Source organism: Brachybacterium ginsengisoli (assembly GCF_002407065.1).
Taxonomy (GTDB): domain Bacteria; phylum Actinomycetota; class Actinomycetes; order Actinomycetales; family Dermabacteraceae; genus Brachybacterium; species Brachybacterium ginsengisoli.
The window spans coordinates 3885607-3910016 of record NZ_CP023564.1; the positions used below are offsets into that span (position 1 = coordinate 3885607).

23 protein-coding genes, 2 tRNA genes and 1 riboswitch are annotated in these 24410 nt (G+C 71.1%); of the genes, 9 read left to right on the forward strand and 16 right to left on the reverse strand.

Features of this window, described 5'->3' with window-relative positions; all coding sequences use genetic code 11:
* Positions 1-21 precede the first annotated feature (21 nt).
* Positions 22-1299 (reverse strand): hypothetical protein, encoded by a 1278-nt coding sequence (locus CFK41_RS17350; RefSeq protein WP_151904797.1) that lies wholly within the window; start codon positions 1297-1299, stop codon positions 22-24.
* Positions 1300-1331: 32 nt separating this feature from the next.
* Here CFK41_RS17350 and CFK41_RS17355 point away from each other — a divergent pair, with 32 nt between their 5' ends.
* Together CFK41_RS17355 and CFK41_RS17360 are read left to right on the forward strand one after the other, a co-directional pair.
* Positions 1332-1856, forward strand: a complete 525-nt coding sequence (locus CFK41_RS17355) for a hypothetical protein (protein WP_151904798.1) — start codon at positions 1332-1334, stop codon at positions 1854-1856.
* A gap of 152 nt (positions 1857-2008) precedes the next feature.
* Positions 2009-2332, forward strand: coding sequence for a hypothetical protein (locus CFK41_RS17360; protein ID WP_151904799.1), 324 nt, complete (start codon positions 2009-2011; stop codon positions 2330-2332).
* 508 nt (positions 2333-2840) lie between these two features.
* Here CFK41_RS17360 and CFK41_RS17370 read toward each other — a convergent pair.
* From CFK41_RS17370 to CFK41_RS17380, 3 genes are all read right to left on the reverse strand, one after another.
* Positions 2841-2913: transfer RNA gene (locus CFK41_RS17370), tRNA-Ala, on the reverse strand.
* Between the two features lie 11 nt (positions 2914-2924).
* Positions 2925-3098 (reverse strand): DLW-39 family protein, encoded by a 174-nt coding sequence (locus CFK41_RS18025; protein WP_096800815.1) that lies wholly within the window; start codon positions 3096-3098, stop codon positions 2925-2927.
* A gap of 21 nt (positions 3099-3119) precedes the next feature.
* Positions 3120-3193: transfer RNA gene (locus tag CFK41_RS17380), tRNA-Ile, on the reverse strand.
* Between the two features lie 308 nt (positions 3194-3501).
* Between CFK41_RS17380 and CFK41_RS17385 the strand changes: the two genes are divergently transcribed.
* The 4 genes from CFK41_RS17385 to CFK41_RS17400 all read left to right on the forward strand — a co-directional run bounded on the left by CFK41_RS17385 (position 3502) and on the right by CFK41_RS17400 (position 7393).
* Positions 3502-4206 carry a fasciclin domain-containing protein gene (locus CFK41_RS17385; protein ID WP_096800816.1) on the forward strand — a complete coding sequence of 235 codons (705 nt, stop codon included), beginning with the start codon at positions 3502-3504 and terminating at the stop codon, positions 4204-4206.
* 90 nt (positions 4207-4296) lie between these two features.
* Positions 4297-4926, forward strand: coding sequence for an ECF RNA polymerase sigma factor SigK (gene sigK, locus CFK41_RS17390; RefSeq protein ID WP_096800817.1), 630 nt, complete (start codon positions 4297-4299; stop codon positions 4924-4926).
* Entirely contained in the window at positions 4923-5801 is an 879-nt protein-coding gene (locus tag CFK41_RS17395) for an anti-sigma factor domain-containing protein (protein ID WP_096800818.1), read from the forward strand. The genes sigK and CFK41_RS17395 overlap by 4 nt, the downstream gene beginning before the upstream one ends.
* Positions 5801-7393: a molybdopterin-dependent oxidoreductase gene (locus CFK41_RS17400; RefSeq protein ID WP_096800819.1), complete on the forward strand. Its 1593-nt coding sequence runs from the start codon at positions 5801-5803 to the stop codon at positions 7391-7393. The genes CFK41_RS17395 and CFK41_RS17400 overlap by 1 nt, the downstream gene beginning before the upstream one ends.
* Positions 7394-7414: 21 nt before the next feature.
* On the opposite strand, the gene CFK41_RS17405 is transcribed toward CFK41_RS17400, so the two are convergent.
* Complete coding sequence (locus CFK41_RS17405) at positions 7415-8806, reverse strand: cryptochrome/photolyase family protein (protein ID WP_096800820.1); 1392 nt, start codon at positions 8804-8806, stop codon at positions 7415-7417.
* A 60-nt stretch (positions 8807-8866) separates the two neighbouring features.
* Complete coding sequence (locus CFK41_RS17410; RefSeq protein ID WP_096800821.1) at positions 8867-9682, reverse strand: hypothetical protein; 816 nt, start codon at positions 9680-9682, stop codon at positions 8867-8869.
* 85 nt (positions 9683-9767) lie between these two features.
* On the opposite strand from CFK41_RS17410, the gene CFK41_RS17415 reads away from it, so the two are divergent.
* The 3 genes from CFK41_RS17415 (at position 9768) to CFK41_RS18255 (ending at position 10957) form a co-directional block, all read left to right on the forward strand.
* A complete protein-coding gene (locus CFK41_RS17415) occupies positions 9768-10208 on the forward strand; it encodes a GNAT family N-acetyltransferase (RefSeq protein WP_096800822.1) in 441 nt (146 codons plus the stop codon).
* Between the two features lie 26 nt (positions 10209-10234).
* Positions 10235-10714 carry an aminoacyl-tRNA deacylase gene (locus CFK41_RS17420; RefSeq protein WP_096800823.1) on the forward strand — a complete coding sequence of 160 codons (480 nt, stop codon included), beginning with the start codon at positions 10235-10237 and terminating at the stop codon, positions 10712-10714.
* 111 nt (positions 10715-10825) lie between these two features.
* Positions 10826-10957 carry a hypothetical protein gene (locus CFK41_RS18255; protein ID WP_265415453.1) on the forward strand — a complete coding sequence of 44 codons (132 nt, stop codon included), beginning with the start codon at positions 10826-10828 and terminating at the stop codon, positions 10955-10957.
* A 75-nt stretch (positions 10958-11032) separates the two neighbouring features.
* Here the strand turns inward: CFK41_RS18255 and CFK41_RS17425 are convergent, their stop codons facing one another.
* The 10 genes from CFK41_RS17425 to dnaN all read right to left on the reverse strand — a co-directional run bounded on the left by CFK41_RS17425 (position 11033) and on the right by dnaN (position 24171).
* Positions 11033-11635: a DUF3566 domain-containing protein gene (locus CFK41_RS17425; protein ID WP_096800824.1), complete on the reverse strand. Its 603-nt coding sequence runs from the start codon at positions 11633-11635 to the stop codon at positions 11033-11035.
* A 3-nt stretch (positions 11636-11638) separates the two neighbouring features.
* The gene (gene gyrA, locus CFK41_RS17430) at positions 11639-14455 is read right to left on the reverse strand and encodes a DNA gyrase subunit A (protein WP_096800825.1); all 2817 of its coding nucleotides are present in this window, start codon (positions 14453-14455) and stop codon (positions 11639-11641) included.
* Positions 14456-14542: 87 nt separating this feature from the next.
* Positions 14543-16651, reverse strand: a complete 2109-nt coding sequence (gyrB, locus tag CFK41_RS17435) for a DNA topoisomerase (ATP-hydrolyzing) subunit B (RefSeq protein ID WP_407641154.1) — start codon at positions 16649-16651, stop codon at positions 14543-14545.
* 437 nt (positions 16652-17088) lie between these two features.
* Complete coding sequence (gene ribH / locus CFK41_RS17440) at positions 17089-17589, reverse strand: 6,7-dimethyl-8-ribityllumazine synthase (RefSeq protein WP_096800827.1); 501 nt, start codon at positions 17587-17589, stop codon at positions 17089-17091.
* On the reverse strand, positions 17586-18839 hold the full coding sequence (locus CFK41_RS17445) for a bifunctional 3,4-dihydroxy-2-butanone-4-phosphate synthase/GTP cyclohydrolase II (RefSeq protein ID WP_096800828.1): 1254 nt from the start codon (positions 18837-18839) through the stop codon (positions 17586-17588). Before CFK41_RS17445 ends, ribH begins: the two co-directional genes overlap by 4 nt.
* Complete coding sequence (locus tag CFK41_RS17450) at positions 18836-19450, reverse strand: riboflavin synthase (protein WP_096800829.1); 615 nt, start codon at positions 19448-19450, stop codon at positions 18836-18838. Before CFK41_RS17450 ends, CFK41_RS17445 begins: the two co-directional genes overlap by 4 nt.
* Before the next feature lie 15 nt (positions 19451-19465).
* Positions 19466-20521, reverse strand: a complete 1056-nt coding sequence (gene ribD, locus CFK41_RS17455) for a bifunctional diaminohydroxyphosphoribosylaminopyrimidine deaminase/5-amino-6-(5-phosphoribosylamino)uracil reductase RibD (protein WP_096800830.1) — start codon at positions 20519-20521, stop codon at positions 19466-19468.
* A 124-nt stretch (positions 20522-20645) separates the two neighbouring features.
* Positions 20646-20775: riboswitch (FMN riboswitch) on the reverse strand.
* A 207-nt stretch (positions 20776-20982) separates the two neighbouring features.
* Positions 20983-21771, reverse strand: a complete 789-nt coding sequence (locus tag CFK41_RS17460; protein ID WP_096800831.1) for a DUF721 domain-containing protein — start codon at positions 21769-21771, stop codon at positions 20983-20985.
* On the reverse strand, positions 21768-23027 hold the full coding sequence (gene recF / locus CFK41_RS17465) for a DNA replication/repair protein RecF (protein WP_096800832.1): 1260 nt from the start codon (positions 23025-23027) through the stop codon (positions 21768-21770). The genes CFK41_RS17460 and recF overlap by 4 nt, the downstream gene beginning before the upstream one ends.
* A 19-nt stretch (positions 23028-23046) precedes the next feature.
* A complete protein-coding gene (gene dnaN, locus CFK41_RS17470) occupies positions 23047-24171 on the reverse strand; it encodes a DNA polymerase III subunit beta (RefSeq protein WP_096800833.1) in 1125 nt (374 codons plus the stop codon).
* Positions 24172-24410: the final 239 nt, after the last annotated feature.

Sequence of the window (24410 nt, forward strand, 5' to 3'; positions counted from 1 at the left end):
CGTCAGTGCTCAGGCGGCCGCTCAGCGCTTCTTGGCCGCTACCTTCGCGGTCTTGCCGGAGGTCTTCGAGGCGGTCGCGTAGCCGCTCTTCCTGCCCGTGACCTTCACGGTGATCTGCTTGCCCACCGCGGAGCTCGGCAGCACGAGGGTGGACTTGGTCGCTCCCTTGATCGCGACCCCGTTCGCGTACCACTGGTACGAGAGCGTGGTCCCGGAGGTCCAGCTGCCCGCCTTCGCGGTCAGCTTCGAGCCGACACGGGCGGTGCCGGAGATCTTCGGCGTCGCGGTCGTCAGGGCCCGCCATGCGACCTTGGCGGTGGCCTTGGACTTCTTCGACGCCGAGGTGTAACCGCTCTTGGTGCCCCTCACGGTCACAGTGACCGTCTTGCCGGCCTGCGCAGAGGTCAGCGTGAACGTCGACTTCGTCGCGCCCTTGATCGCCACGCCGCTCGCGGACCACTGGTAGGTCAGCTTCGTCCCGGAGCTCCAACTGCCCGCCTTCGCAGTGAGCTTCGAGCCGACGCGGGCAGTGCCGGAGATCGTCGGGGTCGCAGCCTTCAGCGTCTTCGCAGTGGACCCCTTGACCTTGCCCGCCGAGAACACCCTCTCCAGCCGCATATATCCGGTGGCGGTGGCGACGACCGAGACCGACAGCTCCTTGCCTCCCGCTGATGCCGGGATGCTGAAGAACGCATCGGTCGCGCCCTTGACGTTTCCTCCACCGAGCCGCCACTGGTAGGTGACCTTCGCGCCCCTCGGCATCGATCGCGGATCTGCGGACAGGTACCCGCCCGCGATTGCTTCGGAGGCCCCGATAAAGGTCATGCTGGGCCGCATCTCGCGGAGAGCCAGGCGGCTGGAGACCAGCGTCTCGGTCTCATGGACCTCGTAACCCTTGGCAGAGGTGACCGTTCGCAGCGAGAGCTTCTTGCCCGCCGCCGACAAGGGGATATCGAAGTACGACTTCGTTGCTCCCTTGACGTTCGTGCCGTTCAGTCCCCACTGGTACGTCGTCCGTGCGCCCTTCGGCACGCCGTCGAGCGCAGCGGTAACCCGCGCACCCACGTGATACAGGCCGTCGAACCCGTAAGCGCTTCCGCCGAATGAGAACCACGGGGAGAGTCCCGGTAGCGTGATCCGGGACTCGAACTCCTCGGTGAACTCGAGAGTCTGGTATCCGCGAGCAGTGATGACGCACCGGATCGACACGCTCTTGCCCACGGCCGAGCTCGGAACGGTGAAGGTCGTTGTGGTCGCCCCCTTTTGCGCTGCGCCGCCGACAAGCCACTGGTACTTCACCACTGCACCGGCCGGGCCTCAGCCGCCACGGCATGGTGCTCGGGTTGCACGCGGCCGCCGGGCGAGCCCCGGAGCTCTGCGACGACCCTGCGCGACGCCACAGCCTGTTGGGCACCTCCCACCTTGGTGAGCTGCTCGAGATCTCGGACCCTGACGAGATCTCAGCCGTCGCCGACATGCTGCACCTCGCGACACAGGTGCTCCCAGCGCCGTCGCAGCTGACGAGGTCAATCACCCAACCCGAGTGCGGGCATGGGTCTGCCGACCTGTTGCTGGACGGGACGCTCATAGAAGTGAAGTCGAGGCGGGGCACCCAGGCCAACTCGGTCCTGACCGGCGACACGGTCCGACAGCTGCTGGGGTACGTGCTGTCTGTGCCGCCCGAGCTCGAGACGGAGCAGCCAGTGACTCGGGCGGGCTGGTACCTCACCCGCTACGGGATGCTCTGGGACTTCCCGATCGAGGAGATCCCGAGCCGCGTGTACGGCAAGCCGCTCAACCTCGCGAATGCGCGCGAAGCATTCCGGCGCGGAGTAGAGCCGGATGAGGTTTCCTGAGCTCACCTCTGATGGGCAGTACGACGACGAGCGCCCCGAGGCGATCCTCGGGGCGCTGTATGTTGGAGGGCTCCTCAATCGCAGTCACGATCGCTCCCAGCCGTCGACGGACGGGAGGGTTTGCTTAGCGCCGGCTAAGAACCTTCGCCGTCTTGCCAGACGTCTTCAAGACGGTGGTAGCCGCTCTTTGCCCCTTGACCTTGGCGGTGATGGCCTTGCCGTTCTGGGCCGACTCCAGCACGAGGGTGGACTTGGTCGCCCCCTTGATGGGCTTGCCGTTCGCGTATCACTGGTGCAAGAGCTTCGTGCCGGAGGTCCAGCTGCCGGCCTTCGCGGTCAGTTTCGAGCCGACCCGAACCGACCCCGAGACCTTCGGGATCACCGACCGTAGCGTGGCGCGGGTGACCTTCGAGGTCGCCGTCGACGTCTTCGAGACGGTCGAGTACCCGCCCTTGGACCCTTGGCGGTCACGGTAATACGCTTGCCGAGGGTGGATGCCGAGGGGGTGTAGGTCGACTTCGTCGCGGTCTTGATCGACTTGCCGTTCGCCTTCCACTGGTACGAGAGTCTGGTGCCCTTTGTCCAGGTGCCAGGTGCGGCCGTGAGTTTCGTGCCCACCTTCGCGGTGCCGCTGACCTTCGGGGTCGTGGTCGTCAGGACGCCAGCGGCGACGGGCTTCGAGGTGCCCGAAGTGTACGAGACGGCGGTGTAGCCGGTCAGTTTGCCTGTAACGGTCACCGTGAGGCGCTTGCCCTGCAGCGACGGCGTGACGGTCATGGACGACTTGGTCGCGCCCTTGATCGCGACGCCATTGGCCTTCCACTGGTACGAGAGCGTCGTGCCCTTGGGTCGCGAGCCCGGAACGCTACGACCTCGCCTCCGCTGCCATCAATGGGTTCGCACTCAGGGATTCTGGCATGACCAGCACAAATACGAGGAGAGGCCCCCTCCCTGAGCGGGAGGGGGCCTTTCCGTCATACCGGGTGGAGACTAGGGGGGTCGAACCCCTGACCTGAAGCTTGCAAAGCTACCGCTCTACCAACTGAGCTAAGTCCCCGTATGTGGTTGTCAGGCGTGGCGTGCGGGCTGTGCCGCGGCGACCTCGTCCTGCTCGGCGGAGACTCGCTCCGCCTCGGTCCACAGATCGTTGCGGAACCGGTCGGATTCGACCTTCCGCCAGGTGAGGATCCCCGCGACGGACGTGGTCACGACGACCACGGCTGCGGTGATGAACTTCTTCATGAGTTCCTCCGATCCTCGAAGTGGGCCTAACTGGACTTGAACCAGTGACCTCTGTCTTATCAGGACAGCGCTCTAACCGACTGAGCTATAGGCCCGAGGGGTGCTGGACTCCGGTCTGCACCGGTGTCATCCACCGACGGACTACGCTACCGCGCCGCAGGCCGTCGCGTCCAACCGGTCCGGGCGGGTGTTCGCGAGGTCACAGGAACGCAGGCCGCCCCCGGCCCACGGTGCGCACGCCTCGTCGGGCTCCGCCCCTCGCGGCCACCCGCGATCCGCACCGTTCCGCATCTGCACCAATCCACTTCCGTCCGGGCGCCGAACTCTCCGTGTGACTTCCCTTCCCGGGAACATTCGGCGTCCGGACCTCGGGCGCGGCCGCAGCTTCTTCTAGGAGATCGCCATGAACACTCGCACTATTCTTCCCCGTCTCGGGGTCCTGGCCGCAACGGTCGCGCTGATGAGCGCCTGCTCCGGCGGGATGACCGAGGACCAGCCGGCCCCCGAGGGCGGTCAGCCCGCCGCCGAGCAGACCGAGGACGGCGCCATGGCCTCCGACGACGGCGGCGAGAGCAGCGATGACGCGGCCATGGATCCGGCCGCGAACCTCGTGGGCGCCGGCTGCGAGGACTACGCCGCGATGGTGCCCGACGGCGCCGGCTCGGTGGAGGGCATGGCCCAGGATCCGGTCAGCGTCGCCGCCTCGAACAACCCCATGCTCACCACCCTCACCTCGGCCGTCTCGGGTGAGCTGAACCCTGACGTGAATCTCGCCGACACCCTGGACGGCGACGAGTTCACCGTCTTCGCTCCGGTCGACGACGCCTTCGCGGCCGTTCCCGAGGCGGACCTCTCGGCCCTGGCCGCCGATTCCGACGCCCTCTCCGGCGTGCTGACCTACCACGTGGTGCCCGGTCAGCTCTCCCCCGACGAGGTCGCCGGCACCCACACCACGGTGCAGGGCGAGGAGCTCGAGGTGACGGGCGAGGGCGATGACCTGATGGTCGACGGCGCCGCAGTGATCTGCGGCGGTGTGACGACCCAGAACGCGACCGTCTACCTCATCGATACCGTTCTGATGCCGCCGAGCATGGCGGAACAGGGCTGAGCGGCGGGAGACTGCACTGTCGCCCCGTCCGGGCGGTGAGGGCTGAACGGTCCGCCACCGCCCGTCGGGGCTCCCATCGAAGGAGCCTGCATGCCTCCCGAGCCCATCCCGGCCGAATCGGCGCGTGAGCGCCACGGCCCCGAGCTGCGCCCTCTGCGCGGTGACGGGCCGGTCCCGGCCGCGCCCGCCGAGCTGCTGCACCGCGTCGCCCTCGGCGACGAGGAGGCGTTCTCGCGGCTGTACGACGACTCCGCCCCGATGCTGTTCGGCCTGATCCGCCGCGTGGTGCGGGACGTCGCGATCAGCGAGGAGGTGCTGCAGGAGGTGTTCGTGGAGATCTGGCGGCAGGCCACCCGCTTCGACGCGCACCGCGGCTCCGCCCGGGGCTGGCTGTGCACCATCGCCCACCGCCGCGCGGTGGACACGGTGAGATCGAGCGAGGCGGCGCGTCGGCGGGACGACGCCGACGGGCGGTGGCGCCTCGAGGAGCAGGTCGTGGACGTCCAGGAGGAGGGGATCATGCGGGTCGAGAGCCAGCGAGTGGAGACGGCGATGCGAGCCCTGACGACCCTGCAGGCCGAGGCCATCCGGCTTGCCTATTTCGGTGGGTACAGCCACCGCGAGGTCGCGGCCCTGCTCGACATCCCCGTCGGGACGGCGAAGACTCGTATCCGAGACGGGATGATCGTCCTGCGGGACAGGCTGGGGGTGACCTCATGAGCGAGAACGAGCACGGCATGACCGGCGCGTGGGCGCTGAACGCCCTGGATGCGGAGGAGCGCGAGCAGGTGCGGCGCTACCTCGCGAAGGATCCCGAGGCCGCCGCGGAGGCGCGCGCCTTCGAGGAGACCGCCGGAGAGCTGGCCACGAGCGTGACGCCCCTGGCCCCGCCGCCCGCGCTCAAGGCCGCGGTGATGGGGCGCATCGCGACCACCCGTCAGCTCTCGCCGCTGCCGGAGGAGGAGGATCCGGTCGTCGAGGACGCTCCGCCGTCCACCTCGACCCCCCCGTCCATCTCGACCCCCCCGTCCGCGCCGAGCACCGCACCGCCGAGCACCGCACCGTCGGCGCAGGTCGTCCCCCTGGACCGGTACCGCGCGAGCGTGCGCCGCTCCCGCTGGACGGCGGCGGCCGCGGCCGTGCTGCTGGTGACCACGATCGTGGGTGCCGGGCTGTGGAACGCGGAGCGCACGGCGCAGCAGGAGGCGCGCGCCTCCCTCGAGGCGATGGCCTCCGAACAAGCCGTGAGCGACCAGGAGCGCGCGATGGTCTCCGCCATCATGTCGGCCGACGACGCCGCCCATCTCGCCGTGCCCGCCGAGAACGGCGGCTCGCTCGAGGTGATGTACTCCCGTGGTGAGCAGGCGATGATCGTGCAGCCCGTGGGCCTCCCGGAGCTGCCCCAGGACGAGACCTACCAGCTGTGGATGATCGACGCGTCCGGGGCGGCGAGCGCCGGGGTACTGGAGGACCCGGCCGCGCCGATGATGCGTCCGGGTGGGATCCCGGCGGGGTCCAGCCTCGGTCTCAGCATCGAACCGGCCGGCGGTTCCGCGCAGCCGTCGCCGACCGTGGTCGCGGTGGGTGAGCTGTGATGGCCGAGAGGACCGGACCCTCGCGCCGCGGCGACGTGCCCCGACCACTCGCTCGCTGGTCCGCTCTGTGCGGCGTCATCGCGGGGATCGTGCTGGCGGCGGTCGCGGAGGTCGCCTCGCTCGGCTTCGGCGCGGCCTCGGCACCCTTCGTGGCGGTGGGCGGGGCCTTCGTGGACATCGTCCCGCCGTCCGTGAAGGACCTGGTCATCTCGCTGTTCGGCACCTGGGACAAGGTGGTGCTGTTCGCGTCGATGATCGCCGTCTACGCCGCGGTGACCGCCGGGATCGGCCGGCTCGGCGCGCGACGGCGAGGGCTCGCCGGCGTGCTGCTGGCCGGCCTCGGCATCGTCGCGATGGTCCTCGTGCTCACCCGCGCCCAGAACACGGCCCTCGACGTCCTGCCCACCCTGCTGGGCACGGCGCTCGCGGTGCCGGCCCTGCTGTGGATGCTGCGCACCGTCGACGGTCTCGAGGAGGGCCCGGCGCCGGCGGCCGACGGGGAGCCGACCAGGGCATGGACCCGGCGCCGCGCCCTGGTCGGCGTGGGCGGCCTCGGGGTCGCGGCCGTGATCGCCGCCGGCGTGGCGCGCGGAGTCTCCGCGAGCAGGGAGACGGCGCGCCGTGCCGCGCAGTACGTGCTGCCCGCGCCCCGCCGCGCCGCAGACTCGATCCCGGCCGAGGCGCAGGTGGAGCTCGAGGGGATGCCGCCCTTCCTCACCCCGAACGGGGACTTCTACCGGATCGACACCGCCCTCGCGGTGCCGCGCGTGGATCCCACCACCTGGGAGCTGCGGGTCCACGGTCTGGTCGAGAAGGAGCTGCGCCTCACCTTCGAGGAGCTGCTCGCCGAGCCGATGATCGAGAAGCACGTGACGCTCACCTGCGTCTCCAATGCGGTGGGCGGGGACCTCGCGGGCAACGCCACCTGGCTCGGCCTGCCGGTCGCGACCCTGCTGGAGCGGGCCGGGGTGAAGGACGGCGCGGACATGGTCCTCTCCCGCTCGATCGACGGGTTCACGGCTTCCACCCCGCTCGAGGCTCTCACCGACGAGCGCGAGTCGCTGATCGCCGTCGGCATGAACGGCGAGCCGCTGCCGGCCGAGCACGGCTACCCGGTGCGGATGGTGGTGCCGGGACTGTACGGCTACGTCTCGGCGACGAAGTGGCTCACGGAGCTCAAGGTCACCCGCTTCGCGGACGACGTCGCCTACTGGTCCACCCGCGGGTGGTCCGAGCGCGGCCCGATCAAGATCGCCTCGCGCGTGGACGTGCCCCGTTCCTTCGCCGACCTCGATCCGGACCCCGACGGCGCGGTGATGCTGGGCGGGACCGCCTGGGCGCAGCAGCGCGGCATCGCCGCGGTCGAGGTGCGGATCGACGACGGGGAGTGGCGACCGGCCGAGCTCGGGGCCGAGGTCACCGCGGACACCTGGGTGCAGTGGTCGCTGCGCTGGGAGGACGCCGCTCCGGGCGAGCATACGGTCTCGGTGCGCGCGACCGACGGGGAGGGCGAGGTGCAGACCGATCAGCGGGCGAATCCCGCCCCCGACGGTGCCAGCGGCTGGCACTCGGTGCGATTCACCGTCACCTGAGCGGCGCGGAGCGGGCCGGGCTCAGCTCCGGGGCGTGCCCTTGACGCGCTCGTACGCCGCGAGCGCGTCCCGTCGGGAGGCTCCGAGGTCCACGATCGGCGCGACCCGGTCCTCGCCCCCGGTCTCGACCACCCAGCGCCGCACGTAGCGGCGCTCGGGGTCGAACCGCTCCTGCTGCCGTTCGGGATTGAAGATCCGGAAGTACGGTGCCGCGTCGTCCCCGGTGCCGGCCACCCACTGCCAGTTGAACGGGTTCGAGGCCTCGTCGGCATCGACCAGCGTGTCCCAGAACCACTCCTCGCCGTGCCGCCAGTGCAGGCGCAGGTTCTTGGTGAGGAAGGACCCGACCACGAGCCGCACCCGGTTGTGCATCCAGCCCGTGCGCCACAGCTGCCTCATTCCCGCGTCGACCAGGTCGATGCCGGTGCGGCCCTGCTGCCAGGCACGGAGGTCCTCGGCGTCCTCCCGCCAGTCGAAGGCGTCGAACTGCTCGCGCACGTTGCGCGTGGCGAGATCGGGCAGGTGATGGAGCCGGTGCCAGGCGAATTCGCGCCACAGCAGCTCGCTGCGGAAGGTCTCGGGGCCCTGTCCCCGCCCGAGCTCGAGGCTGCGGTGCCACACCTCGTGCGGGGAGACCTCTCCGAAGCGCAGATGCGGCGAGAGGGAGGAGGTGCCGGCGAGGGAGGGCCGGTCGCGGTCTGCGTCGTAAGTCTCGAGCACGTCCTCGAGGTCATCGAGTCGTTCCCGCGCTCCGGACTCCCCGGGGGTCCAGGTCTCGCGCAGCCCCGCGGCCCAGTCCGGCGTGGTGGGGAGGCCGCCACGGGCCGCCAGGACCTTCTCGAGATGCGCGTCCCGGCGCCAGGTGCCGAGGTCATGGCCTGCGGCGCGGACCGCGTCGGGCGGGCCGACGAGCGCCTGCGGGAGACCGGCGGGGGGCCGGGGCGGCGCCGACTCCCGGCAGGCGCGGGCGAAGGCGGAGTAGACCTTGTACGGCTGCCCGGACTGCGTGGCGACGGTCCACGGCTCGTGCAGCAGGTATCCGTCGCTGCTCTCGGCGCGCACTCCCGATGTCCGCAGCGCGCTCTTCAGCCGGGCGTCGACCTCGCGCCGGGGCAGGTGGTAACGGCGGTTCCAGAACACCGCTGCGGCCCCGGTCTCCCGGACCAGCTGCGGGATCACCACCTCCGGGTCGCCGCCGGCGAGGACCAGCGGGATGCCGTGATCGCGCAGCCTCGCGCCGAGGTGGGAGAGCGAATGGTGCAGCCACCACCGTGAGGCGCCCCCGGGCTCCCTCACGCCGTCGATCCGCTCCTCCAGGTGGACGGCCATGACCTCGCCGGCCTCCGCGGCGGCCAGCAGCGCAGGATTGTCGTGGAGCCTGAGGTCGTCCCTCACCCACCAGATGGCGATCATCGTCCTGCACCCCTCGTCCACGGCCGCGGGTACACCCCGCACGATCCGTAGCCTAGCTAATCATCTGGGGCGTCGTCCCGGCAGTCCGTCAGATGCGATGAGCCCGTGCTCCGCGGCCAGCTCGTACAGGGCCTCCGGCTCGGCGGCCATCCGCGCGCACACCTCGGCGACTCCGCCCTGGAACCGGTCGTCGCCGGTGAGCACGCCGAGATCGTCGAACAGCTCCTGCTGCCGGTGACGCAGCGGGATCGGCCGGCCGTCGTGGGCGAGGACGCCCCAGCGGGAAGCGTAGACATCCGCGTGCGCAGGTCGCTGCCCGGTGGCGAGGGTGAGCGGGAACTGCTCGGCGCTGAGCCGGAGGCGGTCGTAGTTGGGCTCGGTCGCGTCGATCACGGCCAGCTGCTCGTCGTCGAACCAGGTCGCGACCAGCTCCATCCGCTCGCCGACGGCGCGGTACGGGGCTGCGGGCACGTATCCCGGGGCGGCGATGTGCGCGACATGGCCGACGGCCAGGTCGTGCACGGTGCAGCGTACGAACGGGGTGGGGGTGGCGACGACATCCCCTGCCCGGCGATACTTCCGGGCGATGGCCTGCGGGGTCTGGTTGGAGCCGACGGCGAGCACGAGCGTCCGCTCGGCCAGCGGGGCGACGCCCTCCGCTGCCAGGGCCTGCTCGATCGCCGCCAGGTCCACGAGCGCCTCGGCGAGCTGCTCGGTCGGCCCTGGGACGCCGACGCTCAGATCGAGATCCACCACGCCGGACTCCAGCAGCAGCGCCGAGCGCACCGCGTCGCCCACCCACGGATAGTCCTGCGGGGCGAAGCCCGCTTCCGGTCCGACGGGGTGTGCGGGGGCGCTGGGCGCGGTGGAGGGCATCCCTCGACCATAGCGATCCCGCCCGCACCGTCCCAGCGTGCGGCGAGAACGCCCACACCACGCCCGACGGCGCAGAATGTCCTCCATGACCTCCGCCCCCGCGCTCCCCACCGGCTACGAGTTCTCCGCCGACCCGGCCCGGATCGATGCCGAGCGGGTGCACCGCCTGCTCGTCGAGGGCGCTCACTGGGCGCGGGGGCGCGAGCGCGCCACGCAGGATGCGATCGTCGCGGCCTCCCGGAACTACGGCATCCACCATCTCGGCGGCGACGGCCAGATCGGCTACGCCCGGATCGTCACCGACGGCGGCACCTTCGCCTGGCTGGCCGACGTCATCGTCGACCCCGCCCATCGCGGCAGGGGCCTCGGCCGGGCCCTCATCGACGGGGTGCTCGCCGACCTCGAGCCGCTCGGACTGCGACGGATCGTGCTGAAGGCCTCCGACGACGGCCGCCCCCTCTACGAGCGCGCCGGCTGGACCCCGCTCGAGGGCCCGGAGGACTGGATGGAGCTGCGCCGCCCCTGACCACGTCCGGGGCCTACGCTGGAGGCATGACCGAACAGCGCGCCACCGATGCCCTGAAGGCCTCCGGGCTCGACCACGAGATCACCCGGCACGGCCGGGTCGGCTCCCTCGCCGAGGCCGCCGCAGCACGCGGCGTCGAGCCGCGCGACATCATCAAGACCCTGGTGGTGCGCCGCGGGGACGGCGACTTCCTGTTCGTGCTGGTCCCGGGGGATCGGGAGATCTCCTGGCCCAAGCTGCGGGCGCTGCTCGGCGTGAACCGCCTGTCCATGCCGGACAAGGAGGTCGCGAAGGAGGTCACGGGCTACGAACGGGGCACCATCACCCCCTTCGGCTCGACCACGGCCTGGCCGGTGATCGCCGACGGCGACCTGGCCGGGGACCCGCAGCGTCGGATCTCCCTCGGCGCCGGCGCCCACGGGGTCGCCATGACCGTCCCCGCGGAGGCCGCCCTCGCCCATCTCGGCGCCCAGGTCGCCGACGTCACCGAGCTCGCCGGTCACTGACTGCTCGGAGCTCCCTCCGCTGAACCCTCGACCCCGACCTCTCTGGAGAGCCTCACCATCTTCCCTCGCAGCTTCCGCCTGATCGCCAGCGCCGTCGTCGTCCTGACCGGCGTGGCCCTGGTCGTCATCGCCGACCGAGCGGGCACCATCCTCGCCCTGCTCCAGGTCGTGGTCGGCGTCTGCATGTTCGTCGAGGCCTACCGCTCGACGGAGAGGACCGGCACCGACCGCGATGAGCCCTGACGGGGCCGCACCCGCCCCCGGAACGAGAACGCCGGCGGACATCAGCGATGTCCGGCGGCGCTCCTCACAGCGGTCTCACTCGTCGGTGAAGGTCATCTTCAGTCCGCCCAGCAGCGCCGCCACCAGGTTGTAGAGGAAGGCCAGCAGGGTGCCGAGCGCCGTGATGATCACGACGTTCACCACGGCCACGATGGTGCCGTAGCTGGTCATCTTCGAGAAGGTGAAGAACTCCATGAACGGCAGCGGGTCGCCGCCGTTGAGGTCGCGGCCCAGCTGATCGATCTGGCTCCAGAGCCCGATCGCCTCGACCAGGTTCCACAGCACGACCACGGCGACCACGGTGGCGATGCCGATCGCGATGGCGGCCAGGAAGGACAGCTTCATCACGGAGAAGGGGTCGAGCCGCGCCAGGGTGAGGCGCACGCGGCGCGGGCCGCGGCGCTCCGTCTCGGACGGGCTCGCGATCCCGGAGGTCTTCTTCGGGCTGCGGCTGGCGCCGCGTGCTGCGGAGCCCTTGCCGGCGCCGATCGACCTCTCGGAGGAGTCCTTCGCCTCGGAGGTCCCGGTCCTCGCGGACTTCTCCGCCGAGGACGGGCTCTCCTTGAAGGCCGGGAGCGTGGACGTGGACTCCGCGGGGTCGGCGGACCCGCTGGTGGTCCTGGAGTCACTGGTGCTCACGGATCACTCCTCGTTCGTGTCGGGGTCGTCGGTCGACGACTGGTCGGACTCGTCAGAGCCTAGAACATCGCCCTGCTCGTCCACACCCTCGGACACGGCCTCTGCGGAGTCCTCCACAGCATCCGCACCCGTGGCGGAGGTCTCGGCGGCGTCGGCGTCCACGATCTCGGGCGCCTCCGCCTCCTCCTCGTCGACCTCGGACTCCTGGCCGGTGGTGACCAGCAGGATCCTGTCCTTCTTGTCGGGCTTGGCGAAGACGACGCCCATGGTGGTGCGTCCCTTGGCGGGGACCTCGGAGACCTTGGAGCGGACCACGCGGCCGCGCTCCATGACCACCAGGAGCTCGTCGGACTCCTCGACGACGGCGGCGCCCACGAGGTGGCCGCGGTCGTCGGGCAGCTTGGCGACCCGGATGCCGAGTCCGCCACGACCCTGCAGGCGGTACTCCTCGACGCTGGTGCGCTTGGCGAAGCCGCCATCGGTCACGGTGACCACGAAGGAGTCCTCGCGGACCACGTCCATGGCCAGCAGCTGGTCGTCGTGGCGGAACTTCATGCCGGTCACGCCGCTGGTGGCGCGGCCCGTCGGGCGCAGCGTGCCGTCGTCGGCCGGCATCCGCACGGACTGGCCGTTGCGGGAGACCAGCAGGATCTGGTCGTCGGCGTCGACGGCGCGGGCGGCGATCACCCGGTCGGGGTGGGTGCCGTCCGGTCCGTCGATGTCGCGCAGGTTGATCGCGATGATGCCGCCGGTGCGGGTGGAGTCGAAGGCCGGCATCGGGGTCTTCTTGACCAGGCCGGACTCGGTGGCCAGCACCAGGTACTGGGCATCCTCGTAGCTCGAGATCGCCAGGACCGACGCGATGTGCTCGTCGGGCTGGAAGGCCATCAGGTTCGCGACGTGCTGGCCCTTCGCATCCCGCGGCGCCTCGGGCAGCTCGTAGCCCTTGGCGCGGTAGACCCGGCCCTGGTTGGTGAAGAACAGCAGCCAGCGGTGCGTGGTCGTCGTGAAGAAGTGCTCGACCACGTCGTCCTCGCGCAGGGTCGCGCCGCGCACGCCCTTGCCGCCGCGCTTCTGGGCGCGGTACTGGTCCTCACGGGTGCGCTTGACATAGCCGCCACGGGTGATCGTGACGACCATGTCCTCCTCGGGGATGAGGTCCTCCATCGCCATGTCGCCGGCGAAGGGGAGGATCTCGGTGCGGCGGTCGTCGCCGAAGCGGTCGACGATCTCCGCCAGCTCCTCGGAGACGATGTCGCGCTGACGCTGCGGGTCGGCGAGGATCGCCTTGTACTCCTCGATGAGGGCCTGCAGGCGGTCGTGCTCCTCGATGATCTTCTGGCGCTCCAGGGCGGCCAGGCGGCGCAGCTGCATGGCGAGGATCGCGTTGGCCTGGATCTCGTCGATCTCCAGCAGGTCCATCAGGCCGGTGCGGGCCTCGTCGACGTCGGGCGAGCGACGGATCAGCGCGATGACCTCGTCCAGCGCGTCCAGCGCCTTGAGGTAGCCGCGGAAGACGTGGATCTGCTCCTCCGCCTTGCGCAGGCGGAACTCGGTGCGACGCACGATGACGTCGATCTGGTGCTTGGTCCACTCGCGCACGAAGGAGTCGATCGACAGGGTGCGCGGCACCCCGTTCGCCAGCGCCAGCATGTTCGCGGAGAAGTTCTCCTGCAGCTGGGTGTGCTTGAAGAGGTTGTTGAGCACCACCTTGGCGACGGCGTCGCGCTTGAGGGTGATGACCAGGCGCTGGCCGGTGCGGCCGGAGGTCTCGTCGGTGATGTCGGCGATGCCGCTGATCTTGCCGAGCTTGACCATCTCGGCGATCTTCCGCGCGAGGGTGTCGGGGTTGACCTGGTACGGCAGCTCGGTGACCACGAGCGACATGCGGCCGTTGATCTCCTCGGTGGAGACGACGGCGCGCTGGGTGATGGAGCCGCGGCCGGTGCGGTAGGCGTCCTCGATGCCGGAGGTGCCCACGATGGTGGCGCCGCCGGGGAAGTCCGGGCCCTTGATGAAGCGCAGGCAGGCGTCGAGCAGCTCGGGCTTGGTGGCCTCGTGGTTGGTCAGCAGCCACTGGACGGCGTCGGCCACCTCGCGCAGGTTGTGCGGCGGGATGTTCGTCGCCATGCCGACGGCGATGCCGGCGGAGCCGTTGACCAGCAGGTTCGGGAAGCGGGCGGGCAGCACGGTGGGCTCGTCGACCGTGTTGTCGTAGTTGCCCTGCATGTCCACGGTGTCCTGCTCGATGTCGCGAACCAGCTCGAGGGCCAGCGGCGCCATCTTGCACTCGGTGTACCGGGGGGCGGCCGCGCCGTCATCGCCGGCGGAGCCGAAGTTGCCCTGGCCGAGGATCAGCGGGTAGCGCATCGACCACGGCTGCACGAGGCGCACCATCGCGTCGTAGATCGCGGTGTCGCCGTGGGGATGGTAGTTGCCCATCACCTCGCCGACGACCTTCGCGCACTTGGAGAAGGAGCGGTCGGGGCGGTAGCCGCCGTCGAACATCGCGTAGACGATGCGGCGGTGGACGGGCTTGAGGCCGTCACGGACGTCCGGCAGGGCGCGCGCGACGATGACGCTCATCGCGTAGTCGAGGTAGGACCGCTGCATCTCGTGGTTGAGGTCGACCTGGGTGATGCGGTCGACCTCGTCCTCGTCGAGGGGGTCCACCAGGGTGACGGTGCGGGAGGCCGCCTCCTCGGCGGAGATCTCGTGGGACCCCTCGGGGGTCTCCTGCCCGCCGAGGCCGGCGCTCTCGGCCGGGGTCGCGGTGCTCTCGTCCTCGGGGTTCGTGGGGTCCTGCGGGGTGTCGCTCATGGCGGGTGAGGCCTTTCAGGTAGGGCCGATGGTTCGAGGGGTCCCCGGGGGCGCGCGGGTGGACCGGCGCCGCGCCGGGGGCCGACGTCAGATGTCGAGGAAGCGGACGTCCTTGGCGTTCTCCTGGATGAAGCGGCGACGGGACTCGACGTCGTCACCCATCAGCACGGAGAAGATGGTGTCGGCGTCGGCGGCCTCGTCGACCGTGACCTGCTTCAGCGTGCGGGTGGCCGTGTCCATCGTCGTGGATTGGAGCTCCTTCCAGTCCATCTCGCCCAGACCCTTGTAGCGCTGGATGCCGTTGTCCCGGGGGATGCGGCGACCGGCGGCGCGGCCGGCCTCCATGCGCTCGTCGCGCTCCTCGTCGCTGAACACGTACTCGTGCGGGGCGTTGGACCACTTCAGGCGGTACAGCGGCGGCATCGCGATGAACACGTGCCCGAGCTCGATGAGCGGCCGCATGTAGCGGAACAGCAGCGTGAGCAGCAGGGTGCAGATGTGCTGGCCGTCGACGTCGGCATCGGCCATCAGGATGATCTTGTGGTACCGCAGCTTGGTGGCGTCGAAGTCCTCGCCGATGCCGGTGCCGAAGGCGGTGATCAGAGAGCGGACCTCCTGGTTGTCCAGGGCCCGGTCCAGTCGCGCCTTCTCGACGTTGAGGATCTTGCCGCGGATCGGGAGGATCGCCTGGGTGCGCGGGTCGCGGCCCTGCACGGCGGAGCCGCCGGCGGAGTCGCCCTCGACGATGAAGATCTCGGACTCGGCGGGGTTGCGCGAGGAGCAGTCGCGCAGCTTGCCGGGCATGCCGCCGGTCTCCAGCGGGGACTTCCGACGGGTCGCGTCGCGGGCCTTGCGGGCCGCCTCGCGGGCGGCCGCGGCGGCCTGGCCCTTGAGCACGATCGACTTCGCCTCGGCGGGGTGGGACTCGAACCAGTCCTGGAGCTGGTCGGTCATCACCTTGACCATGAAGGTGCGGGCGATGGTGTTGCCGAGCTTGGTCTTGGTCTGGCCCTCGAACTGGGGCTCGCCGAGCTTCACCGAGATCACCGCCGTGAGGCCCTCGCGGATGTCGTCGCCGGTGAGGTTGGCGTCCTTCTCCTTGAGCAGGCCCTGGGCGCGGCCGTACCGGTTCACGATCGAGGTGAGCGAGGAGCGGAAGCCCTCCTCGTGGGTGCCGCCCTCGTGGGTGTTGATCGTGTTCGCATAGGTGTGCACGGAGTCGGTGTAGGCCCCGGTCCACTGCATCGCGACCTCGACCGAGATGTGCGCCTCGGTGTCCTCGGACTCGAAGGAGATGATGTCGGGGTGGATCACCTCGGCGCGCTTGGCCGTGTTGATGAACTCGACGAAGTCCTGCAGGCCGCGCTCGTAGAGGTAGGAGACGGTGCGCGGGCCCTTGTCCTTCCCGGCGCCCTCGGCCTCGAGCTCGACGTCGACCACGTCGTCGTCCGCTCCCTCGACGTCGCGCTCGTCGGTCAGCGACAGGCGCAGGCCCTTGTTCAGGAACGCCATCTGCTGGAACCGCTTGCGCAGGGTCTCGAAGTCGTAGACGGTCTCGTCGAAGATCTCGTCATCGGCCCAGAAGGTGATGGTGGTGCCGGTCTCGTCGGTCGGCTCGCCCTTCTCGAGCTCCATGATCGGTGCGCCGCGGGTGTACGCCTGGCGCCAGACGTGCCCGTCGCGGCGGATCTCGACCTCCATGCGGATCGACAGGGCGTTGACCACGGAGGAGCCCACGCCGTGCAGGCCGCCGGAGACGGCGTAGCCGCCGCCGCCGAACTTGCCGCCGGCGTGCAGCACGGTGAGCACCAGCTCGACGGCGGGCTTGTTCTCGGTGGGGTGCATCGCGACGGGGATGCCGCGGGCGTGGTCGACGCAGCGCACGCCGCCGTCGGCCAGCAGCGTGACCTCGATCGAGCTGCCGTGCCCGGCCATCGCCTCGTCGACCGAGTTGTCGACGATCTCCTGGACCATGTGGTGCAGGCCGCGCTCACCGGTGGAGCCGATGTACATGCCGGGGCGCTTGCGCACCGCCTCGAGGCCCTCGAGGACGGTGATGTCCGAGGCGTCGTAGTGCTCCGGGGCGTGGGCGGCGCGCTCACCGGCGGTGGTGGCTTCGATCGAGGCCGCTCCTGCTGCGCCGTCCGCTGCGGGGGACGGGTCCGGGGTGCCCTCGGGCACGTCCTGGTCGGGCATGGGGCGGTCGCTGTCGCTCACCTGATGTGGCTCCTCGCAGTCCTGGGGCCCCCGCTCGGAAGGCGGCGGGGCGGTTCGGCAGGGTCGTGCGGGCTGGAGCGTCGGCTCACGGGCAGGGACCGTCGCTCATCGCGCGCGCGTGCGCGCGTGAGCTGAGGCCGGTCCCGGCGAGAGCGCCGACGGCAGAAGTCCACGAGGACGTCGGGAGACGTCGGCCGAACCTCCCCGATTCTAGCGGAGAACGCCTTGTGAACCTATTCGGCCCGCCGAGAGTGTGGACGACGCGACGCACATCCGCCCCCAGGAGGCGCGGAGACGCCTCGAAACCGGCTCTGCAGGTCCGGGGATGAGGTCCCGTACCCCACCCGGGGCGATCGTGCGGCACAGGGGCCTTCTCCCGCCGCGCGTCGACGGCGTCGGCCCCTGCGCCGCTCAGCTCATGCGCCGGTCCCGCCCCCGGCACGCCGCACGGCGAGCCCGGCGAGCACATCGGCGGTGGTCAGGGCCGCGGCGGCGGCCTCGTGGCCCTTGTCCTCGACCGAACCGGGCAGCCCCGCACGATCGAGGGCCTGCTTCTCGTCGTCGCAGGTCAGAAGGCCGAATCCGACGGGGACGCCGTGGTCGAGGGCCACCCGGTTCAGCCCGTCGGTCGCGGCCGCGCAGACGTACTCGAAGTGCGGGGTGCCCCCGCGGATGACCACGCCGAGCGCCACCACGGCGTCGTGGTCCCGGGCCAGGGCGTCGGCGATGACCGGCAGCTCGAAGGAGCCGGGGGCTCGCACCACCGTCGGCTCGTCGATCCCGGCCTCGGCGCTCGCACGCAGCGCGCCGGCGAGGAGGCCGTCCATGACCTGCTCGTGCCAGGACGCCGCGACGATGGCCAGGCGGGTGCCGGGCTGGTGGGGAATCGGGGTGGTGGGGCTTCCGTGGCCGCTCATGCGGTCTCTCCTTCGGTGGTGGGGCTGGTGGGCAGGGCGGGGAGATCGCGGAGACGATGTCCCAGCCGGTCCCGCTTGGTGGTGAGGTAGACGAGGTTCTCGGGGGTCGCGTGGGTGTCGAGGTCGACGGTCCCGCTGACCTCGACGCCGCCGCCCACGAGGGCGTGCGCCTTCTCCGGGTTGTGGGTGAGCAGCTCCACGGCGCGCACCCCGAGGTGCTCGAGGATGCCGGGGACCGCGGCGAAGGACCGCGAGTCCACGGGCAGGCCGAGGTCGAGGTTGGCGTCGACCGTGTCGCGGCCGGCATCCTGCAGGGCGTAGGCCCGCAGCTTCTCCACGAGGCCGATCCCGCGGCCCTCATGGCCGCGCAGCAGGATCAGCACGCCGCGCCCTGCCCGGTCGATGCGGGCCAGGGACTCCTGGAGCTGCGGGCCGCAGTCGCAGCGCCGCGAGCCGAAGACGTCCCCGGTCACGCACTCGGAATGCACCCGGGTCAGGACCGGCTCGGCGGTCGTGACGTCCCCGCGCACGAGCACCAGGTGCTCGGCGGTGCCCTCGCGCACGGCGAGCGCCTCGAAGGTGCCGTGCTCGGTGGGCAGCGGGACCGCCGCCGTGATCTCGAGCACGGGACGATCGGTGCGCCGACGATGCTCGGCGAGGGCCTCGATGGAGATCATCCGCAGGTCGTGGAGGTCCGCGAACTCGCGCAGGGCGGGGCCGCGCATCATCTCGCCGTCGTCGTGGACGAGCTCCACGATCATCCCCACCGCGGGCAGACCCGCCAGTCGGGTGAGGTCCACGGCGGCCTCGGTGTGGCCGCGGCGCTCGAGCACGCCGCCGTCCTTCGCGCGCAGCGGGAGCACGTGGCCGGGGCGGATCAGGTCAGCGGGCACGGTGTCCTCGCCGGCCAGGACACGGAGGGTGCGGGCGCGGTCGGTGGCGCTGATCCCCGTGGTCACGCCCTCGGAGGCGTCGACGCTGACCGTGTACGCGGTGCGCAGCGGGTCCGCGTTCTCGCGCACCATCAGCGGCAGCTCGAGAGCATCGGCACGGGCGGCGCTCATCGGCGCGCACAGCAGGCCGCTGGAGTGGCGCACCGCGAAGCCGATCCGTTCGGGGGTGGCGGTCGCGGCGGCGAGGATCAGATCGCCCTCGTTCTCGCGGTCCTCGTCGTCCACGACGACCACGGGCAGACCCTTCGCGATCGCGGCGATCGCGTCCTCGACGCGGTCCAGGCGCAGCGCGGTCATCGGGCGTCCTCCGCTCCGGGAAGGAGAGACGCGGTGAGCTTCTCGACGTACTTGGCCAGCACGTCCACCTCGAGGTTCACCCGGTCGCCCACGTGGCGGCGGCCGAGGGTGGTGCGGGCGAGGGTCTCCGGGATGAGGCCGATGGTGACCTCGTCGCCCGCGATCTCCGCGACGGTGAGGCTCACGCCGTCCACGGCCAGCGAGCCCTTCGCGACGACGTAACGGGCCAGTCCCTCGGGCAGCGCGAGGCGCAGCAGCGTCGTGCCGGCCTCCTCCTCGCGGCCCACGACCTCGCCGACCCCGTCGACGTGGCCCTGCACGATGTGCCCGTCCAGGCGGCCGTCGGCCCGCACGCAGCGCTCGAGGTTGACGGTGTCTCCGGTGGTCAGGTCGCCGAGCGAGGTCGCGGCGAGGGTGGTGGAGATGACGTCGGCGGTCCACAGCTCGCCCTCGACCGAGGTGACGGTCAGGCAGCAGCCGCTGACCGCGATGGAGTCGCCGAGGGAGATGCCCTCCAGGACGTGGGGGGAGCGGATCTGCAGGCGGGTGGGATCGGTGCCCGGGGTGAGGGACTCGACGGTGCCGAGCTCCTCGATGATGCCGGTGAACATGGTGGTCCTTCCTGGTCAGGCAGTGCGGGGGCGGGGACGGAGGGTGATGCGGAGATCGGTGGGACCTCCGGAGCTGGGCAGCGGTGCGACCTCGACGAGGTCGAGGTCGAGGCGGTCGGCGAGGGTGGCGATCGAGAGATCCTCGACCGCGGGACGGCCGGCGCCGAGGAGCGTCGGGGCGAGGTGGACGATCAGCTCGTCCACGAGCCCGGCGCGCAGGAAGGCGCCGGTCACGACCGGTCCTCCCTCCACCAGGACGTGCCGGACGCCCCGCTCGAAGAGGGTCTCCAGTGCGGCCGACGGGTCGTGGGTGAGCAGTCGGAGCTCCTCACCGGCGCCGTCGACGGCGGGGAGGGAGGGGGCGGTGCCGGTGCCCATGACGGCCCGGAGCGGCTGGCGGGGGTGGAGGGTGCCGTCGCTCCGGCGGGCGGTGAGGGTCGGGTGATCGGTGCGGGCGGTGCCGGTGCCGACCAGCACGGCGTCGCAGGTGGTGCGCAGGAGGTGGACCTCCTCGCGGGCGGCGGGGCCGGTGATCCACTGGCTGGTGCCGTCGGCCGCGGCGGCTCGGCCGTCGAGGGTGAGGGCGATCTTGGCCGTGACCAGGGGACGGGCATGCTGCAGGCCGTGCTCCCAGCCGCGGTTCAGCGCGGCGGCCGCGGCGGCGAGGTCCTCGTCGATCCCGAGCTCGACCTCGATCCCTGCGGCGCGGAGACGTTCGATGCCGCCGGCGGCGACGGGGTTCGGATCGCGACGGGCCACGACCACTCGGGCGATGCCGGCGCTGATGAGGGCGTCCGCGCAGGGACCGGTGCGGCCCACATGGGAGCACGGCTCGAGGGTGACCACGGCGGTCGCGCCCACCACGGAGATGTCCGCGGACCGGGCGGCGGCGAGGGCGGCGGCCTCGGCATGGGCGGTGCCCGCCCCTCGGTGACGCCCCTCGGCGAGGACCTCTCCGGCAGGGCTCAGCAGCACGCAGCCCACCCGCGGGTTCGGCCCCAGGGGAACGACGGGATCGCCCGCGATCTCGAGGGCTCGGGTCAGCGCCCCTCGCTCGGTGTCCAGCAGCATGCAGTCTCCTCCGGTCCGCTGCTCGCGGTCCCGGAGGGAGAGGAAGGGTGTGCGGGAACGGCGTCGCCAGGGAGTCCGGCATCGTGCACAGGGTGCACGACGACAGCTCGCCCGAGGACGTCGTTCGCGTGCGCTTCCCATCCGGACTCTCACCGTCGGTCCAGGAATCCCACCTGGTCAGCCGAGGGCCAGAGGCCATCGGGTCGCGGACTGTCACCGCCGGCTCGGAATTTCACCGACCCCAGTGCACGCGAGCTGCATCAGCTCGTCGGAATCCACCGTAGCAGTGCCCCGCCGCGAGATGACGCCCCGTGAACGGAGCGTCACAGCTCGTCCCTCACAGCACGTCGATCAGGCTCCCCCCGAACTGCCGACCTCCTACCGCTCGTCCCTCACAGCACGTCGATCAGGCTCCCCCCGAACTGCCGACCTCCTACCGCTCGTCCCTCGCAGCACGTCGATCAGCCATAGGTGTCCCGGGGGCCGCGCCAGGTCACGGTGCGACGGCCCTTCTTCCAGGTGCGCTCGGCGGCGGCCGGGCCGGTGACGGTGAGCTCGGAGATGACGTGGGAGCCGACGCGCTCCTCGATCGTGGTGATCAGCTGCGGGGTGAGCATCCGCAGCTGCGCGGCCCAGGCGGACGAGGAGGCGCTGACCACCAGCACTCCCTCCTCGAAGGAGACCGGCCGGCAGTGCTGCGCGATCCGTTCGCCGACGATGTCGTCCCATTCCTCCAGCACCCGCCCGGCGTTCATCCCCGCGTGCCAGCCGAGACTGCCCAGCACCTTCTTCAGCACGCTGTCGATTCCCTGCGGATCGCGCGGATCCGGGCGCGATCCGGAGTACCCGGGCGCCCTGCCGGACCGATCTCGCACGTCTCTGGCCTGCGTCTTCGCCGAGATCGGGAAGAGTCCTCGGTCTCGCGCCGCGGCTCGCGAGCGGTTGACGGTGCGACGGGCGAGCTCGAACGGATCCGCGGCCGCGGCCAGCTCGGGCGGATCGAAGAGCACCCCGTCCTCGGCATCGGGAGCAGGCTCCCGCACGTCCACCCGCTGCGCCACGGGGGCCGGCTCGGACCGCGAGGGGCTCCGGTCCCCGCCGCGCGGGCGCGAACTCTCCCGCGTGCTCTCGGACGGCACCGGATCCTCCGCAGGCCGCGCCGCCGCACTCGCCCAGGTGCCCAGGTCATAGGGGTTCGCGAGGCGCGGCCGCGCCGGCCCGCCGGAACGGGGCTTCTCCGATCGGGTCATGGCCGGGACCCGCTCCCGCGGACCACGGCCTCGCCGAGCCGCACGTCGATCACATGGATCTCGCCGTCCAGGGAGTCCGGGATGTCGGAGTCGTTCGCCGTGGTGATCAGGACCTGCGAGGCGTCGGTGACGATGCGCCCCAGCCGTTCCCGGCGACGGGTGTCGAGCTCGCTGAACACGTCGTCGAGGATGAGGATCGGCTCCCCGTCGCCGAGGTCTCCCTCCTCCAGGCGCAGCAGGTCGTAGGACGCCAGGCGCAGCGCGAGCGCGAGGGACCAGGACTCGCCGTGGCTCGCGTAGCCCTTGGCGGGGAAGTCGTGCAGGCGGATCTCCATGTCGTCCCGGTGCGGGCCGGTGAGGGTCGAGCCGCGGTCGATCTCCTCGTCGCGACCGGCCGCCAGCATCGTCATCATCGTCTCCTCGAGCTCGCGCGAGGCGGGCAGGGAGCCGACGGGCGTCTCGAGCTGGTCGAGCACGGTGGAGCGATACCGGATCGCTGCCGGGGAGCTCACCTCGCCGCGCTGATCCGGAGGGAGATCGAGGGCCTGATCAGCGCCTTCGTCGGTCGAGACGCGCAGGTAGGAGTAGCCCAGGTGGGGGCTCAGCCGATTGACCAGGTGCAGCCTGGCGCGCAGCAGCTCGGCACCGGAACGAGCCAGCTGCTGGTCCCAGACCTCGAGGGTCGAGGCGGCGGAGTCCGCCGGATCCAGGCCTCCCACGCTGCGGCCGCTGCCGCCTCGACGCATGGACCGCATCTGCTTGAGAAGGTTGCTGCGCTGCTTGAGCACCCGGTCGTAGTCGGCCTTGACCGAGGCGAAACGGGGCGCGATCTCGAACAGCAGCTCGTCCAGGAAGCGGCGCCGACCCTCGGGATCGGCCTTGACCAGGCCCAGGTCCTCGGGAGCGAAGAGCACTGCCCGGACCTCGCCGAGCAGATCGCGCAGCCGGGCGACGTTCTGTCCCTGGAGGCGTGCACGGTTGGACTTCCCAGGCGTGATCTCTAGGTCGACCTGCAGCGGCCGGCCGGCGCGCACGAAGCTCGCGCGGACGATCGCGGTGCTGTTCCCGCGGTGCACGAGCGCGGCGTCGTGGGGGACGCGGTGGCTCGAGAGCGTCGCGAGGTACCAGACGGCCTCGACGATGTTCGTCTTGCCCTGGCCGTTCTGCCCCACCAGCACCGTGATGCCGGGCTGGATCGGCAGGGTGAGCCGGGGGTACGAGCGGAAGTCGGTGAGGTCGAGCGCGGTCAGCTGCACGGAGGGAGCTCGCCCTCCCTCAGATCCGCATCGGCATGATCAGGTACTTGTACGAGGAGTCGGGGTCGCCCTCGAGCGAGTCCTGGCCGGTCATGACCGACGGCTTGATCGAGTCGGTGAAGGTCAGGCGCGCGAAGTCGGTGCCCAGGGCGCCGAGTCCGTCGAGCAGGAAGCCGGAGTTGAAGCCGACGACCAGGTCCTCGCCCTCGAGGTGCGCCTCGAGGACCTCGCTGGCCTGGGCGTCGTCACCGGCACCGGCCTCGAGCGCGACCTGTCCCTCGGTGAAGGACAGCCGCACGGGGGTGTTCCGCTCGGCGACGAGGGAGACGCGCTTGACCGCATCGATCAGCGCAGCGGTGGAGACCACGGCGGTGATCGCGGAGGTGTCCGGGAAGAGGCGACGCACGGGCGGGTACTCACCGTCGACCAGGGTCGACGTGGTGCGTCGGCCCCCGGCCTCAAAGCCGATCAGGGTCGCGGAGTCGTCCTCGGACAGCGCGATCTCGACACCGCCGCCGGTGGCCAGGGAGCGGGCGACCTCGTGGAGGGTGCGGCCGCGCACCAGGGCGGTGAGCTCGGTGCCGGGCGTGGTCGGGTTCCAGGTCAGCTCGCGCAGCGCCAGACGGTAGCGGTCGGTGGCCATGAGGGTCATCGTCTCGCCGCTGATCTCGACCTTCACGCCGGTCAGCAGGGGCAGGGTGTCGTCCTTCGATGCGGCGACGGTGACCTGCGAGATCGCCTCGGAGAACACGTCGGCGGTGACGGATCCCGCCACCGGCGGCATGCTCGGCAGCTGCGGGTACTCCTCGACCGGGAGGGTGGCCAGGGCGAATCGGGCGCTGCCGCAGCGGACCTGGAGCTTGGTCCCCTCGAGCGCGATCGAGACGTCCTTGTTCGGCAGGGCACGCACGATGTCCGAGAGCATCCGGCCCTGGACCAGCACCTCACCGGGCTGCTCGACCTCGGCCTCGAGCCGGATCTGGGCGCTGACCTCGTAGTCGAAGGTCGAGAGCTGCAGCTCCCCGCCGGCATCGGCGATGATCCGGACGCCCTGCAGGATCGGCATCGCCGGCCTGACGGGGAGGGTTCGGGTGGCCCAGGAGACGGCGTCGCCGAGGACGCCGCGATCGAGGTGGAACTTCACCGTTGCCACTCCTTCGCAGTGGTCGAATCACAGAACAGGGGCCGACCGCCCCAGCGGCGCGGTCGGACGGTGCACAGCGTATCGGTTCTCATGACCTGCCGCCGACACACCGGGGATGATCCTTGACTTCCCTCGCCCCGCACACCCGGCAGTTCTCGCGCGCAGCGCATCCTCGCCCTGCGTCCGATGACCGCACCTGCGCTGGGATCCACCCCTCCTCGTCCGGGAAATCTGTCGTT

What these genes read in the sequence shown, in the direction of transcription:
- CFK41_RS17355 (WP_151904798.1), top strand. Translation starts at nt 1,332, where the DNA reads ATGGTGCTCGGGTTGCACGCGGCCGCCGGGCGAGCCCCGGAGCTCTGC.
- CFK41_RS18025 (WP_096800815.1), bottom strand. Translation starts at nt 3,098, where the DNA reads ATGAAGAAGTTCATCACCGCAGCCGTGGTCGTCGTGACCACGTCCGTC.
- CFK41_RS17385 (WP_096800816.1), top strand. Translation starts at nt 3,502, where the DNA reads ATGAACACTCGCACTATTCTTCCCCGTCTCGGGGTCCTGGCCGCAACG.
- sigK (WP_096800817.1), top strand. Translation starts at nt 4,297, where the DNA reads ATGCCTCCCGAGCCCATCCCGGCCGAATCGGCGCGTGAGCGCCACGGC.
- CFK41_RS17395 (WP_096800818.1), top strand. Translation starts at nt 4,923, where the DNA reads ATGAGCGAGAACGAGCACGGCATGACCGGCGCGTGGGCGCTGAACGCC.
- CFK41_RS17400 (WP_096800819.1), top strand. Translation starts at nt 5,801, where the DNA reads ATGGCCGAGAGGACCGGACCCTCGCGCCGCGGCGACGTGCCCCGACCA.
- CFK41_RS17405 (WP_096800820.1), bottom strand. Translation starts at nt 8,806, where the DNA reads ATGATCGCCATCTGGTGGGTGAGGGACGACCTCAGGCTCCACGACAAT.
- CFK41_RS17410 (WP_096800821.1), bottom strand. Translation starts at nt 9,682, where the DNA reads ATGCCCTCCACCGCGCCCAGCGCCCCCGCACACCCCGTCGGACCGGAA.
- CFK41_RS17415 (WP_096800822.1), top strand. Translation starts at nt 9,768, where the DNA reads ATGACCTCCGCCCCCGCGCTCCCCACCGGCTACGAGTTCTCCGCCGAC.
- CFK41_RS17420 (WP_096800823.1), top strand. Translation starts at nt 10,235, where the DNA reads ATGACCGAACAGCGCGCCACCGATGCCCTGAAGGCCTCCGGGCTCGAC.
- gyrA (WP_096800825.1), bottom strand. Translation starts at nt 14,455, where the DNA reads ATGAGCGACACCCCGCAGGACCCCACGAACCCCGAGGACGAGAGCACC.
- gyrB (WP_407641154.1), bottom strand. Translation starts at nt 16,651, where the DNA reads ATGCCCGACCAGGACGTGCCCGAGGGCACCCCGGACCCGTCCCCCGCA.
- ribH (WP_096800827.1), bottom strand. Translation starts at nt 17,589, where the DNA reads ATGAGCGGCCACGGAAGCCCCACCACCCCGATTCCCCACCAGCCCGGC.
- CFK41_RS17445 (WP_096800828.1), bottom strand. Translation starts at nt 18,839, where the DNA reads ATGACCGCGCTGCGCCTGGACCGCGTCGAGGACGCGATCGCCGCGATC.
- CFK41_RS17450 (WP_096800829.1), bottom strand. Translation starts at nt 19,450, where the DNA reads ATGTTCACCGGCATCATCGAGGAGCTCGGCACCGTCGAGTCCCTCACC.
- ribD (WP_096800830.1), bottom strand. Translation starts at nt 20,521, where the DNA reads ATGCTGCTGGACACCGAGCGAGGGGCGCTGACCCGAGCCCTCGAGATC.
- CFK41_RS17460 (WP_096800831.1), bottom strand. Translation starts at nt 21,771, where the DNA reads ATGACCCGATCGGAGAAGCCCCGTTCCGGCGGGCCGGCGCGGCCGCGC.